Origin of the sequence: Vibrio sp. Vb1018 (assembly GCF_033338775.1) — a bacterium.
GTDB lineage: Bacteria > Pseudomonadota > Gammaproteobacteria > Enterobacterales > Vibrionaceae > Vibrio > Vibrio alginolyticus.
On sequence record NZ_JAWOTI010000039.1, the window covers coordinates 1 to 14,840 of the forward strand.

The 14,840-nt window shown below is 46.3% G+C and carries 10 protein-coding genes; 7 read left to right on the plus strand and 3 right to left on the minus strand.

The window, feature by feature from the left end; genetic code table 11:
- The first annotated feature begins 30 nt into the window (after positions 1–30).
- From R7Z10_RS23195 to R7Z10_RS23225, 7 genes are all read left to right on the plus strand, one after another.
- A complete protein-coding gene (locus R7Z10_RS23195) occupies positions 31–1,014 on the plus strand; it encodes an ABC transporter ATP-binding protein (RefSeq protein ID WP_005386550.1) in 984 nt (327 codons plus the stop codon).
- A 47-nt stretch (positions 1,015–1,061) separates the two neighbouring features.
- Positions 1,062–2,057 (plus strand): ABC transporter ATP-binding protein, encoded by a 996-nt coding sequence (locus R7Z10_RS23200; RefSeq protein WP_053304111.1) that lies wholly within the window; start codon positions 1,062–1,064, stop codon positions 2,055–2,057.
- A gap of 63 nt (positions 2,058–2,120) precedes the next feature.
- Positions 2,121–3,860 carry a glycoside hydrolase family 9 protein gene (locus tag R7Z10_RS23205; protein ID WP_053349851.1) on the plus strand — a complete coding sequence of 580 codons (1,740 nt, stop codon included), beginning with the start codon at positions 2,121–2,123 and terminating at the stop codon, positions 3,858–3,860.
- Positions 3,861–3,862: 2 nt separating this feature from the next.
- Positions 3,863–4,753 (plus strand): N-acetylglucosamine kinase, encoded by an 891-nt coding sequence (locus R7Z10_RS23210; protein ID WP_005380046.1) that lies wholly within the window; start codon positions 3,863–3,865, stop codon positions 4,751–4,753.
- An 8-nt stretch (positions 4,754–4,761) separates the two neighbouring features.
- Positions 4,762–6,681 carry a beta-N-acetylhexosaminidase gene (locus R7Z10_RS23215; RefSeq protein WP_054579084.1) on the plus strand — a complete coding sequence of 640 codons (1,920 nt, stop codon included), beginning with the start codon at positions 4,762–4,764 and terminating at the stop codon, positions 6,679–6,681.
- Positions 6,682–6,765: 84 nt separating this feature from the next.
- A complete protein-coding gene (locus tag R7Z10_RS23220; protein ID WP_318106167.1) occupies positions 6,766–9,174 on the plus strand; it encodes a N,N'-diacetylchitobiose phosphorylase in 2,409 nt (802 codons plus the stop codon).
- Between the two features lie 125 nt (positions 9,175–9,299).
- A complete protein-coding gene (locus R7Z10_RS23225) occupies positions 9,300–10,712 on the plus strand; it encodes a phosphoglucomutase/phosphomannomutase family protein (RefSeq protein ID WP_005380053.1) in 1,413 nt (470 codons plus the stop codon).
- Positions 10,713–10,869: 157 nt separating this feature from the next.
- Here R7Z10_RS23225 and R7Z10_RS23230 read toward each other — a convergent pair whose 3' ends face one another.
- The 3 genes from R7Z10_RS23230 to R7Z10_RS23240 form a co-directional block, all read right to left on the minus strand.
- Positions 10,870–11,901: an ABC transporter ATP-binding protein gene (locus R7Z10_RS23230; RefSeq protein WP_005380055.1), complete on the minus strand. Its 1,032-nt coding sequence runs from the start codon at positions 11,899–11,901 to the stop codon at positions 10,870–10,872.
- A complete protein-coding gene (locus tag R7Z10_RS23235; RefSeq protein WP_053304117.1) occupies positions 11,901–13,526 on the minus strand; it encodes an iron ABC transporter permease in 1,626 nt (541 codons plus the stop codon). Before R7Z10_RS23235 ends, R7Z10_RS23230 begins: the two co-directional genes overlap by 1 nt.
- Before the next feature lie 99 nt (positions 13,527–13,625).
- Positions 13,626–14,639: a Fe(3+) ABC transporter substrate-binding protein gene (locus tag R7Z10_RS23240; protein ID WP_005386566.1), complete on the minus strand. Its 1,014-nt coding sequence runs from the start codon at positions 14,637–14,639 to the stop codon at positions 13,626–13,628.
- Positions 14,640–14,840: the final 201 nt, after the last annotated feature.

A 14,840-nucleotide genomic window follows, 5' to 3' on the forward strand; every position in this document is an offset into this window, starting at 1 on the left:
AAATGCACTATGGAGCGGAGATAAATAATCATGACTGCACCACTAATTTCCATCCGTAACCTATGCGTAGACTACATCACAGACGCGGGCGATGTCCGCGCCTGTAACAACGTGAGCTTCGACATTGCACCCGGTGAAGTATTCGGTCTGGCTGGTGAATCTGGCTGTGGTAAGTCCACTGTTGCCTTCTCACTAATGCGCCTTCATAAGCCACCAGCGTTTATCACAGGTGGTGAGGTGATCTTCAACGGTGAAGATATCCTTCAGTACAGCGATGATCGCATGCAAGCGTTCCGCTGGAGTGAAATGTCGATGGTATTCCAGAGTGCGATGAACGCTTTGAACCCTGTTCTAACCATGGAAGAGCAGTTCTGTGACGTCATCATGCGTCATACCAATATGACTCGCGCTCAAGCAAAAACACGCGCTGAAGGTCTGCTGGAAATCGTTGATATCCACCCTAGCCGATTGAGTGATTACCCGCACCAGTTCTCTGGTGGTATGCGTCAACGTCTAGTAATCGCAATCGCTTTGGCTCTGAACCCAAAAATGATCATCATGGACGAACCGACTACCGCATTGGATGTAGTGGTTCAACGTGAAATTCTACAAAAAATTTACGCGCTTAAAGAAGAGTTTGGTTTCTCAATTCTGTTCATCACACATGACTTGTCATTGATGGTCGAGTTCTCGGATCGTATCGGCATCATGTACTCAGGTGAGTTGATTGAAGTCGCGCCTTCTAAGCAAATTCTGGAAAGTCCTTACCACCCTTACACCAAAGGTTTGGGTAGCTCTTTCCCTCCACTAACTGGACCAAAGACCAAATTGACTGGTATTCCAGGTAACCCTTTGAACTTGCTAGAAGTACCACAGGGCTGCCGCTTCCAAGCTCGTTGCGATCGCGTACATGAAGCATGTACACGTGTACCAACCCAATTACGTCAAATTGAACCAGGTCGCCTCTCAAATTGCCATTTGTACGGCGACACCATTGCTCAAGCTAAGGTTTAACAACAAAAAAACGCTAGCTAAGAACAAAAATTACACTGGAGAGAATTATGAGCAAACAATTCGGCGAACTGCTGATTGAGGGTAAAAATGTCGTTAAGGACTTCCCTTTAAACAGTAACTCAATCAAACAATCTAAGATGCGTGCAATCAACGACGTCTCTTTCAAAATGTACAAGAGCCGCGGCTTGTCAGTGGTAGGTGAATCTGGTTCAGGTAAGTCTACTACTGCAAAAATGATTGCAAAAATGTACGCACCAACCGATGGCATCATTGAATACAAAGGTCGTGATATCCAAGACATCACCTCTCGTCACGATTTAATGACCTACCGTGAAGGTGTACAAATGGTGTGGCAAGACCCGTTTGGCTCGCTAAACCCAACGCACAATATCTTCCACCATATTGCGCGCCCGCTGCTGATTCATAAGAAAGTAGCACCGTGCAACAAGAAAGAACTGGAAGAGCGTGTGTACGACCTACTTGAACAAGTTGGTCTTATTCCACCAAAAGAAACGGCGCAAAAGTTCCCGCACCAGCTATCTGGCGGTCAGCGTCAGCGTGTAAACCTAGCTCGTAACATCGCAGTTGGTGCAGAAGTGGTATTGGCGGATGAGCCAACATCGATGCTCGATGTATCAATCCGTGCCGGTGTTCTGAACTTGATGGAAGAGATGAAGTTCGAGAAACAAATGTCTCTGCTTTACATCACTCACGACATCGCAACAGCGCGTTACATTGCTGAAGATCTCGCGGTCATGTACGTAGGTCACATGGTTGAATGGGGCGATACTGAAGAAATCATTCACGATCCTCAACACCCATATACGCAACTGTTGGTATCTGCGGTTCCAGATCCATCGAAGTCTATTCACGAGAAACTGAAAGGCAACAAAGGGGAAATCCCACTTTGGACACCAGAATCTGTCGGCTGTCCATTTGCTGGACGTTGTGTACACGCTACCGACAAATGTCGCGAACGACTACCGGGCGTCACTCAACTGTCCGACAACCACTTTGTCCGCTGTTACTTATTTGAAGATTAATCATCACGAGGGTCAGGTTCAGCCTGGCCCATTCCTGTTTTTATCGTTTCCCGGAGACATTGAATGCTGCTACTGACTAACCACATTGGTTATGAACGTCTGGGCCCAAAGAAAGCCATTATCCAGACCGAACAACCACACTTGTCTTCTTACACTGCTCAATTGATTTGTGCCACTAGCGAGCAAACCGTGGCAACTTTTGCGGTTGAAGAACAAGGTAAAGTGGCGAACTGGCATCAGGGCTATTTCTACCTCATCGACTTTTCCTCTTTCACAACGTCAGGTGACTATTTCTTGCAAGTAGAAGATACGCGCTCTTCCTCTTTCATCGTTGGCGAACACATTCTGTTGGATCAAACTTTGTCAGATGTGATCCACTACTTCAAATCGCAACGTTGCGGCGGGATCTTCGATCAACAAGATCGACAACTTCCAGTACTAAACTCCAATAAAAAGGTTGATGTACACGGCGGCTGGTACGACGCATCAGGAGACGTTAGCAAGTATTTAAGTCACCTTTCATACGCGAATTATTTGAATCCTCAACAAACCCCAATGGTGGTTTGGAACATCCTAAAAGGGGTTTCGTTGCTTGAAGGAAGCGAAGACATTGCAGCTTTCACACGTACACGTCTGATTGAAGAAGCCCTGTTCGGTGCAGACTTTCTTGTGCGTATGCAAAACGAAAAAGGCTTTTTCTACATGACGGTCTTTGACAAGTGGAGCAAAGATACTGCGCAACGCGAGATTTGCGCGTACGAAACTCAACTTGGTCACAAATTTGACGACTATCAAGCAGGCTTTCGACAAGGTGGCGGTGTCGCCATTGCAGCGCTAGCGGCAGCATCGCGTTTAAGTGTTCACGGTGAATACGATCAACAAAAATACCGCAACGCTGCCGAAAATGGTTACTGGCACTTAAAAGAGCACAATACGCAGTACCTCAATGATGGGGAAGAAAACATTATCGACGAATACTGTGCGCTACTGGCTTGTGTAGAACTGTTTAAAGCAACCAAAGAAACTCGCTACTTGGAAGAGAGCCGTTTGTGGGCGCAACGTTTAGTTGCACGCCAAATGAGCGACGAGCAGATTCAACACTTTTGGTCAGCAAACCAAGACGGCAGCCGTCCATATTTTCACGCAGCCGAAGCTGGTCTACCAGTTATTGCCCTATGCGAATATCTATCAATTGAAGACGACTCAGCACGAGCGGAATCGGTAAAACGTATCGTCAACCTAGCGTGTGAGTTTGAGATCACAATATCGAATAAAGTGATCAACCCATTCGGTTACCCTCGCCAATATGTTAAAGGCGTAAATGAGTCAAAACGCGAGGCATTTTTTGTCGCACACAACAATGAATCTGGCTATTGGTGGCAAGGCGAGAATGCTCGACTGGGCTCACTCGCGACCATGGCATACCTTGCTCAACCGCATATAGCGTCGCAAGAAGTACAGCAACAACTTTCTGTGTTTGCTCAAGATGCATTGAACTGGATTGTAGGCTTAAACCCATACGACATGTGCATGCTAGATGGCCATGGTCGTAACAACCCTGATTACCTCCCTCAATATGGTTTCTTCAACGCAAAAGGTGGCGTGTGTAACGGAATCACTGGCGGCTTTGAAGACGAGGAAGACATTGCATTTAACCCACCAGCACAAAAAGAAGACGTGTTACAAAACTGGCGCTGGGGCGAACAGTGGATCCCGCATGGCGCTTGGTACTTACTCGCGATAATGAGTCAAGCTCAGCATGTTTCTCAGTTGGCGACCTCTAAAAATATGAAGGAAGAATAATCATGGGAATGTATTTTGTCGGTATCGATGGTGGCGGCACGTCATGTCGAGCCAGGATTAAAGATTCACAAGGTAATTTTCTTGGCGAGGCCAAAAGCGGCAGTGCCAACATCATGCTAGGTGCTGAAATAGCAATGGCTTCGATTCTTGAATCCATCACTTCGGCTACCGAGCAAGGCGGTCTGACACAACAAGATTTCGCGTCGATGCACGTCGGCTTAGCCCTTGCTGGCGCAGAGCACAAAGCATCTTGGCAAGCCTTCATGTCTCTTCCTCATCCATTTGCCAGTATGACTCTGAATACCGATGCCTACGGTGCGTGCGTTGGTGCGCACAATGGCGAAGATGGCGCAATCATGATTGCGGGAACCGGTTCTTGTGGCATCTACCTTAACGGATTGGAGCAACACGTTGTCGGTGGTCGTGAGTTCCCTATTTCGGATCAAGGTGGCGGCGCAGTGATGGGGCTACGCCTAGTTCAGCAAGTTTTGTTAGCTGAAGATGGCATCAGAGAAAAAACGCCCCTAGCACAACACGTTATGACGCATTTCGAAAATGAGGTCGACAACGTGGTGGCGTGGTCAAAACAGGCGCTTCCTCGTGATTATGGGCAGTTTTCTCCGGCTATTTTCCAACATGCGGAACAAGGCGATGCACTGGCCATTGAAATGCTGAAGCAAACCGCAGCGGATATAGAAATGTTTCTCGTGGCATTAAACAAGCGCGGCGCAACACGTATTTGTTTAATGGGCAGCATAGCTGAACGCATTGTACGTTGGCTTTCACCACCAGTTCAGCAATGGATTGTTGAGCCACAGTTTGACGCGATTGAAGGCGCAATTATGTTTGCTGGCAAACCAGAACATAACCTTTACTCGCTCAGTGCGGCGTAGGAGTAGATATGGAATATCGTGTTGATCTCGTAGTCCTTTCTGAGCAGAAACAAAACTGCCGCTTTGGCCTCACCTTTCATAACTTGAGCGACCAAGACCTAAACAGCTGGAGCTTAACTTTCGCTTTCGATCGTTACATTCTTCCAGACAGCGTTTCAAATGGTCAACTGACTCAAATTGGTAGTTTTTGCACACTTAAACCAGAAGGGGTGGTACTGGCTGCCAACCATCACTATTACTGTGAATTCAGTATTGGTTCGAACCCATTCCGTTATTACTCGGATGGCTTTAACGAAGCGATGATCAACTTTGTCGTTGATGGAAACCCACAGCGCGCACAAGTGGATGTCACGCCTATCGTATTAGCTTCACCATACCGTGAACGCAGTGAGATTCCGGCAAGTTTAACCCATGCACAGCCCTTGCTGCCAAAACCAAACCATATTGAGGTCAGCGATCACTATTTTAGCTTTGATCATCATGCTGGCGTCGCGGTTTATTCAAGCCTGGCCAATTCAGCTAAAGAATGGCTACTTGAAGAGCTTAAGCGCATTCACCAATTTGAGTTCGCATCAGACAATGGCAGTCAGATCATCTTCAAAGGCAACCCAACCTTGGATGAAGGCGCTTACAAACTGAAAGTAGCCGAAGAGTCAATCAAAATTGAAGCAGGATCTTCGTCTGGTTTTACCCATGCTTGTGCAACGTTATTACAACTAGTCAAAGTTGGCGATCAACCTAACTCAATGGAAGTAGTTTGCTGTTCAATCAAGGACAGACCACGCTTTCGTTACCGCGGTATGATGCTGGATTGTGCTCGTCATTTTCACTCCGTTGAGCAAGTCAAACGCTTGATCAACCAACTGGCTCATTACAAGTTCAATACGTTCCATTGGCATCTTACCGACGATGAGGGTTGGCGAATTGAAATCAAATCACTGCCTCAACTGACCGATATTGGTGCTTGGCGCGGATTGGATGAGATCAATGAACCACAGTACACGCACTTTGATGAACGTTACGGCGGCTTCTACACACAAGAAGACATCAAAGACGTTATCGAATTTGCATCGCAACGCGGCATCACCATCATTCCTGAAATTGATGTACCTGGTCATTGCCGAGCCGCCATCAAGTCGTTACCACACCTATTGGTAGAAGCAGAAGATACCACCGAATACCGCAGTATTCAGCATTACAACGACAACGTCATTAACCCTGCTCTGCCGGGGAGTTATGAATTTATCGACAAAGTGCTAGAAGAGGTCTCTGCGCTTTTTCCTGCGCCTTACGTTCATATTGGTGCCGACGAAGTACCTAACGGCGTATGGTCAAAAAGCCCAGCATGCCAAGCACTAATGGAACAACTGGGTTACAGCGACTACAAAGATTTGCAAGGACACTTCTTGCGTTATGCCGAAGACAAACTTCGTAAATTGGGCAAACGCATGCTGGGCTGGGAAGAAGCTCAACACGGCGACAAAGTCAGTAAAGATACGGTGATCTACTCATGGCTAAGCGAAGAAGCGGCATTGAACTGTGCTCGCCAAGGCTTTGATGTGGTGCTGCAACCAGCACAAACCACTTACCTAGATATGACCCAAGACTACGCACCTGAAGAACCGGGCGTGGACTGGGCAAACCCACTGCCACTAGAAAAAGCTTACAACTACGAGCCGCTCGCTGAAGTGCCTGCTGACGACCCAATACGTAAGCGCATTTGGGGCATTCAAACAGCATTATGGTGCGAAATTATCAATAACCAACCTCGCATGGACTACATGATCTTCCCTCGTTTAACTGCAATGGCAGAAGCATGTTGGACAGACAAACAACACCGAGATTGGACCGACTATTTATCACGCTTGAAAGGCCATCTACCTCTGCTTGATTTGCAGGGAGTGAATTACCGTAAACCGTGGAAGTAATACAAAACTGATGTCGAAACATCACGCTTGAAGAGTTTTTAAATTTTGGCTGCTGATGCAGCTTCGTAAAAAGGAAAGACACAAATGAAATACGGCTATTTCGATAACGAGAATCGCGAATACGTCATCACTCGCCCTGACGTACCAGCACCATGGACCAACTACCTAGGTACTGAGAAGTTCTGTACGGTTATCTCGCACAACGCGGGTGGCTACTCGTTCTACAACTCTCCAGAATACAACCGTGTTACTAAATTCCGTCCAAATGCGACATTCGATCGCCCAGGACACTACGTTTACTTGCGTGATGATGAGACAGGTGATTACTGGTCAATCTCTTGGCAACCAGTTGCGAAGAGCCTAGACGAAGCAAACTACGAAGTTCGTCACGGCTTGTCTTACTCTAAGTTCAAATGTGAATACAGCGGTATTACCGCAACAAAAACTCTGTTCGTGCCAAAAGGCGAAGACGCTGAAATCTGGGATGTAGTGATTAAAAACACCTCTGACAAACCACGTACGATCAGTGCATTCTCATTTGTTGAGTTCTCATTCAGCCACATTCAGTCTGATAACCAAAACCACCAGATGTCTCTCTACTCTGCAGGTACGGCTTACAACGAAGGTGTGATTGAATACGACCTGTACTACAACACTAACGATTTCGAAGGCTTCTACTACCTAGCGTCAACGTTTGATCCAGATTCATACGACGGTCAACGTGATAGCTTCCTAGGTCTATACCGCGACGAAGCAAACCCACTAGCAGTAGAACAAGGTAAGTGTTTTAACACCGCACAAACGTGTTACAACCACTGTGGCTCTCTGCACAAGCAATTTACTATCCAACCAGGTGAAGAAGTTCGCTTTGCTTACATTCTAGGTATCGGTAAAGGCAACGGTGAGCGTCTACGTGCTAAGTACCAAGACCTTGCAGAAGTCGACAATGCATTTGCTGGCATCAAAGCACACTGGGATGAGCGTTGTGGCAAGTTCCAAGTGAAATCGCCAAACGAAGGCCTAGACACCATGATCAACGCTTGGACGTTATACCAAGCGGAAACTTGTGTTGTGTGGTCTCGCTTTGCTTCATTCATCGAGGTGGGAGGCCGTACAGGTCTTGGTTACCGCGATACAGCGCAAGATGCAATCTCAGTTCCTCACGCTAACCCAGCAATGACGCGCAAACGTATCGTTGACCTACTGCGTGGCCAAGTAAAAGCGGGCTACGGTCTACACCTATTCGATCCAGATTGGTTTGACCCAGAAAAAGCGGATGTTAAACCATCGAAGTCTCCAACCGTAGTTCCAACACCTTCTGATGAAGACAAAATTCACGGCATCGAAGACACTTGTTCCGATGACCATCTATGGCTAGTTCCAACCATCTGTAAGTACGTGATGGAAACCGGTGAGCACAGCTTCTTCGACGAAGTGCTCCCTTACGCCGACGGTGGCGATGCAACGGTTTATGACCACATGAAAGCCGCGCTAGACTTCTCGGCTGAATACGTAGGTCAAACCGGTATCTGTAAAGGGCTGCGTGCAGACTGGAACGACTGTCTGAACCTAGGTGGCGGCGAATCGTCAATGGTGTCGTTCCTACATTTCTGGGCACTGCAGGAGTTCATCGACCTAGCGAAATACCTAGGTAAACAAGCCGACGTTGAAAAATACACGGTGATGGCAGCAAACGTTCGTGAAGCGTGTGAAACCCACCTTTGGGATGACGAAGGCGGTTGGTACATCCGTGGTCTGACGAAGAATGGCGACAAGATCGGTACTGCGCAACAAGCGGAAGGCCGAGTACACCTAGAGTCAAACACACTTGCGGTACTTTCTGGTGCGGTATCTCAAGAGCGCGGCGAAAAAGCGATGGACGCTGTCGATGAGAACCTGTTCTCTGAATACGGCCTTCACCTAAACTCACCATCTTTTGCAACACCGAATGATGATATCGGCTTCGTAACTCGTGTTTACCAAGGCGTAAAAGAGAACGGTGCGATATTCTCGCATCCAAACCCATGGGCTTGGGTAGCTGAAGCGAAACTGGGTCGTGGTGATCGTGCAATGAAGTTCTACGATGCGCTAAACCCATACAACCAGAACGACATCATCGAAAAACGTATTGCAGAACCATACTCATACGTTCAGTTCATCATGGGTCGTGACCACCAAGACCACGGTCGTGCAAACCACCCATGGTTAACAGGCACGTCAGGCTGGGCTTACTTCGCTGTTACCAACTTTATTCTTGGTGTGCGTACAGGCTTCGATGGCCTAACTATCGATCCATGTATCCCAACGAACTGGCCTGGTTTCGAAGTGACTCGCCAATGGCTAGGAGCAACGTACAACATCAAAGTCGTTAACCCAGACTCAGTAAGCAAAAGCGTTAAGTCGATTACCGTGAACGGTGAAGCTGTAAATGGTGCATCTGTACCAGTTCAAGCGGAAGGTTCAGTAAACGAAGTTATCGTTACTCTAGGTTAATCATCTTTTGGGGGAGTCCTTCTCCCCTTTTGATTTATCCGGTGCATTTATGTTTTACAAGTGCATCGGTTCGCTAGCAAAGATTTAAGACGCGGTGGGATGCCGCTCTTATCGAGGATCGAATCATGATCAAATTTGGTACAGGCGGTTGGCGTGCATTTATTGGTGAGGAGTTCACCAAAGATAACGTACGCTTGGTTGCCCAAGCAGTTGCAAACATCACGAATAACGAATCGGTTGCTGATCGCGGTTTTGTGATTGGCTATGACCGTCGTTTTCTTTCCGATAAAGCAGGTCGTTGGTTCGCTGAAGTTCTAGCAGCAAACGGCATTATGGTTAGCTTTATCGACAAATTTGTCCCAACACCTATCGTAATGTTTAAAGCGAAAGAAATGGGCTGCGCATACTCGGCATGTATTACCGCATCACACAACCCTGCCGATTACAACGGCATTAAAGTCTTCATTGAAGGTGGTCGTGACGCAGATGAAATCATCACCCAAAAAATCGAATCACAAATAGACGCGCTCACTGCGCAAGATGTAAAAAGCGTCGACTTTGAACAAGCGGTTGAAGATAAGCTGATTGAAATCATCAATCCGATGAACGAATTCGTTGACTCAATCATCGACTTTATCGACATCGGAGCGATCAAGAAGGCGAATTTACGTGTTTTGATCGACCCAATGTTTGGTGTCGCGAAAAACGCACTGCAAACCGTATTAATCAACGGCCGCTGTGACGTTGATGTGATTAACGATGGCAAAAACCCAGACTTCGGTGGGTTAATGCCTTCGCCAAGCGCTGCAACACTCTACCGTTTGATGCACCTAGTGAAAGAGCAAGGTTACGATATTGGCATCGGTACTGATGGCGATGCGGACCGTCTTGGTATTATCGACGAAAAAGGTAACTTCATTCATCCAAATGAAGTGCTACTGCTGCTTTACTACTACCTACTTGAATACAAAGGCTGGAAAGGCTCCGTGGTACGTAACATCGCAACCACCCACCTTCTCGATAAAGTCGCCGAAGATCATGGCGAGAAATGCTTTGAGGTTCCTGTAGGCTTTAAGCACATCAGCTCCCAAATGGAAGCGGATGACTCACTGATTGGCGGGGAAAGCTCTGGTGGCCTAACCATTCGCGGCCACATCAAAGGTAAAGACGGCGTATTCGCATCAAGCCTATTGGTAGAAATGATTTCAGTAACCGGCAAGAAGCTGTCTGAGTTGCTGGATGAAATCTACGGCAAGTACGGCTATGCCTACATGGCAGAAGGCGATTGCAAGTTCAAACCAGCGCAAAAAGACGTACTGTTCAACAAGATTTATGTTGAAAAGCAGTTGCCTGAGTTTGAGTTTGAAATCGAAAAAGTCAGCTATGAAGATGGTGCGAAAGTCTACTTCAAGAACGGCGGTTGGATCATCGCTCGCTTCTCTGGCACTGAGCCACTGCTACGAATTTTTGCAGAGATGCAAGATAAGGACACTGCGGAACGTGTTCTTCAACAGTTTAAAGACTTCTTGTCTTTATAACTGAACCTTGTGCCCGCTTCGAGCACTATGATGAGAGTCAACGCTGTCTGAAAAGGCGCTCATCAACAGGAGAAGAGCACTTGCCCGGCTCCACAGCCGGGCTTTTTTATTGTATGTTGGGAAGTCGTAAACGAGATAGAAAAGATACTCAGGAGCGTTAAGCAAATGCCAGGACGCCTTGCGTTTCAATTTTCACCGCGACGGACTCACCTATATTTAATGCTTGCGAAGCTGTAGCTAACAAACGGTCACCATTCGCGTTAATCACATAACGGCAGTGATCACCCATAAAATGCTGTTCCAATACGGTTACCGAACTATCTTCATCGGATTGAATTTGCACATGCTGCGGTCTTAGCAGTAAAGAGCACTCCGCCTGTACTGGAATATCTTGTTGAGCCGTGGCTTCAACCACGCCCAAGTGGGTTTCATATTCTGAATTCGAAACCCGTTTAGCAGCAAGGTAACTGCCACCACCTAAGAAATCAGCGACAAATTTACTTGAAGGCTGGTAGTAAAGCTCAGATGCTGTGCCATATTGCTCGATGACTCCATTGTTCATCACTGCCATTTTATCGGCGAAAGCAAAAGCCTCTTCACGGCTATGCGTAACAAAAATGGCAGTCACACCTTGGGCCTTAAAAATCTTACGGATCTCACTTATCAACTCATGGCGAACTTGCGTATCAATATTAGAAAACGGTTCATCAAGTAACAATAAGTCTGGGCTGTAAGCTAATGAGCGAGCAATCGCAACACGCTGCTGCTGTCCACCAGACAATTGATGAGGATAACGATCGCCATAACCTTGAAGATGCACGAGTTCTAACATCTCTTGAACTTTGGCATTTTTCTCTTTTGTCGAGCACTGCTTTAAGCCAAAGGCAATGTTTTGCTCCACCGTCAAGTGAGGAAAAAGTGCGTAATCTTGGAAAATCATCCCGATATTACGCTGTTCTGGCGGCAACCAGTTTTCCCCATCATCAATTGTGACGCAATTTAGACTCATTTCGCCTGACGTTAACGGCAATAATCCCGCAACGGCCTTTAATAGTGTTGTTTTCCCACAGCCACTGGCTCCTAGCAAACAGACAATCTGCCCTTGTTCTACCTCAAGAGACAATGATTCGAGTACAGTTTGATCGTCATATTGGCACGTTAGGTTTTTAATTGATAATGCACAGCTCATCAGTGATTTTGCTCCAGTGAACGGTTAACAACAACAAGCGGGATCAACCCAACAAGAACCAACAGAACCGCTGGCAAAGCGGCCAATTCTAAATGCTCATCCGAGGCGAAGTTATAAACGTATGTGGCTAGTGTTTCAAAGTTAAACGGACGAAGTAACAAAGCCGCATTAAGCTCTTTCATCGACTCGATAAACACTAATAAAGCCGCAATCAGTGCACCGCGCTTAACCAGCGGAAAGTGCACGCGCCACAGCATGACATTGGGCTTACAACCCATAGTGCGCGATGCCATATCTAACGACGGAGAAATTTTATTTAAATTACTTTCGATACTACCAATCGCCACCGCTGAAAAGCGCACAACCATGGCAAAAACCAGGGCGAACATGGAGCCAGAAAAAATAAGTCCCGGTCTTCCCCACTCCATGGCTTTAGCAACGTCGTTGACACGATGATCCATAAACAGCACAGCGACCATCACACCGATGGCTAGTACCGTTCCTGGTACTGCATAGCCCATAGAAGAAAGACGCATAAATGCCAAGCTTTCTCGTTTACCATTGACTCGATGGGTAAAGTTAACGATCAGTGCGACAGCAACACCAATAATCGCAGCAATAACAGACACAACTAAGCTATTCCATGCGTATTCACGAAACTCTGAGGTCCAACTCTGCGCAAAATAAGTGATCGCATAATCAATCAGCTGTAGTAGCGGCAAAATAAAAGCGACTGAAACCAAGCCCCAACACCAAACCAGTGCGGTCCACTTTTTCCAGCCCGTCAACTCGTAACGAAAATCTTCGTGACTGTTAAATTGGCTTTGAAAAAGCTTTTGTTTACGGCGGCTGTATCGTTCGGCACTAAGAAGCAGTACTACAATGACGAGCATCATGGCAGAAATCTTGGCTGCCGCATTAAGATTAGAGTACCCCAACCAAGTATCGTAGACCGCTGTGGTTAACGTATTCACCGCGAAGTAACTTACCGTACCAAAGTCACCGATGGTCTCCATTGCGACCAATGATAAACCTACTGCGATAGAGGGTCTTACTAACGGCATCGAGATGCGCCAAAAGCTTTCCCATGGAGAGCACTTGAGCAAACGCGCGCTTTGCAATAAAGATACATTTTGCTCCATAAACGCAGCCCGGCACAATAAATACACGTAAGGATACAACACCAAAGCCAACACAAAGGTCGCACCAGGCAACGTACGAATGTCAGGGAACCAATACTCGCCAGGTCCCCATCCGGTTACATCACGCAAAAAGATCTGAATCGGGCCTGCAAAATCAAACCAATCAGTAAAAATATAACCAATGATATAACCTGGCATTGCAAGAGGTAGCACCAATGCCCACTGCAACCATTTTTCGGTCGGCAGTTTACACATGGCCATTATCCAAGCGCTTGGAATACCAAGAATTAAGGACAGCACCATTACGCCAACAGTTAGCGCAACCGTGTTAAAAATATAAGTCGGCATGACCGTTGCCATTAAATGAGCAAACAAATCATCCGTTTCACCAATTGCGGTGTAGAAGATCGCTAAGATCGGCAAAACCAGTAGCAGAGTTATTACCCCACTACTGGTTTTCCATAAAGAGTGTTTATCTTTCATCGCCTAATTACTGCAAGGCTGTATGAAATACAAATGCTGTTGCAAATACATCTCATATCCTTTAATCAAATGGGGGTACTGTTATACCCCCACAAGGAATTAAAGGTCAAATTTCACTTCATCTAATAGCTTAATTGCCGCTTCGTGGTTGGCTGCAATATCGTCTAGAGAAAGCTTGTCTGCTTTAAAGTCACCCCAAGATTCCACAAGCTCAGAACGCTTCACGCCTTCTTTAACTGGGTACTCGTAGTTAACTTCTGCGTACATTTGCTGCGCTTTGTCACCCGTTAGGAATTCCATTAGCTTCACAGCATTGTCTTTGTTTGGAGAGTACTTAGCCATCGCCATACCAGAGATATTCACGTGAGTGCCTGTAGTCTCTTGGTTAGGGAAGTTGATGTAAACTGCATCAGCCCAAGCTTTTTGCTCTTTGTCGTTAACCATTTTACCTAGGTAGTAGCTGTTACCTAGAGAAACATCACATAGGCCTTCTTTGATCGCTTTAACTTGTGCACGATCGTTGCCTTGTGGTTTGCGAGCAAGGTTTGCTTTCACGCCTTCTAACCACTCTTTGGTTTCTGCTTCGCCATTGTGAGCAATCATTGCTGAAACTAGAGAAACGTTGTACGGGTGCTTACCGCTACGAGTACAAATTTTACCTTTGAACTCTGGCTTAGCTAAGTCTGCGTAGTTGAAATCTGCGCCTAGTTTACCTACGCGATCACGTGATGAATAAACGCTACGAGAACGTAGAGTTAGAGCAAACCACTCATTCTCTTTATCTTGGTATTGAGCAGGTACGTTTTCTTCAATGATTTTGCTATCGACTTTCTGAACTAAACCTTTGTTTGTCAGTTCAGCTAGACGGCTGATGTCTGTCGTAAGAATAACGTCAGCAGGGCTGTACTCACCTTCTTGAGCTAGCTTTTCTGCTAAGCCTTTTTTAGCAAATTTTACGTTTACTTTGATACCAGTTTCTTTAGTGAACTCATTGAACATAGGTTCAACTAGGAAAGGTTGACGGTAAGAGTAGACGTTCACTTCTTCAGCAGCCATTGCTGTTGGAGCTAGAGTAGCGCAAGTTAGTGCTGAAAGAGTTAGCAGTTTTTTCATTGTTTAATCCTTTACCATGCTAATGATAACGTTTATCAGTTGCGTTATTATATGTATGTTCAATAAGAAGACAATGACGAATATTAAAAAACCTGCTCATCGGAGCAGGTTTTATTGTGTTAAGTGTGCCGTCCTAAATAAGGTTGACACTTTCCACCCCAAAATTGGAGAGTGTTATGAAATCAACAACTAAAAGAACTC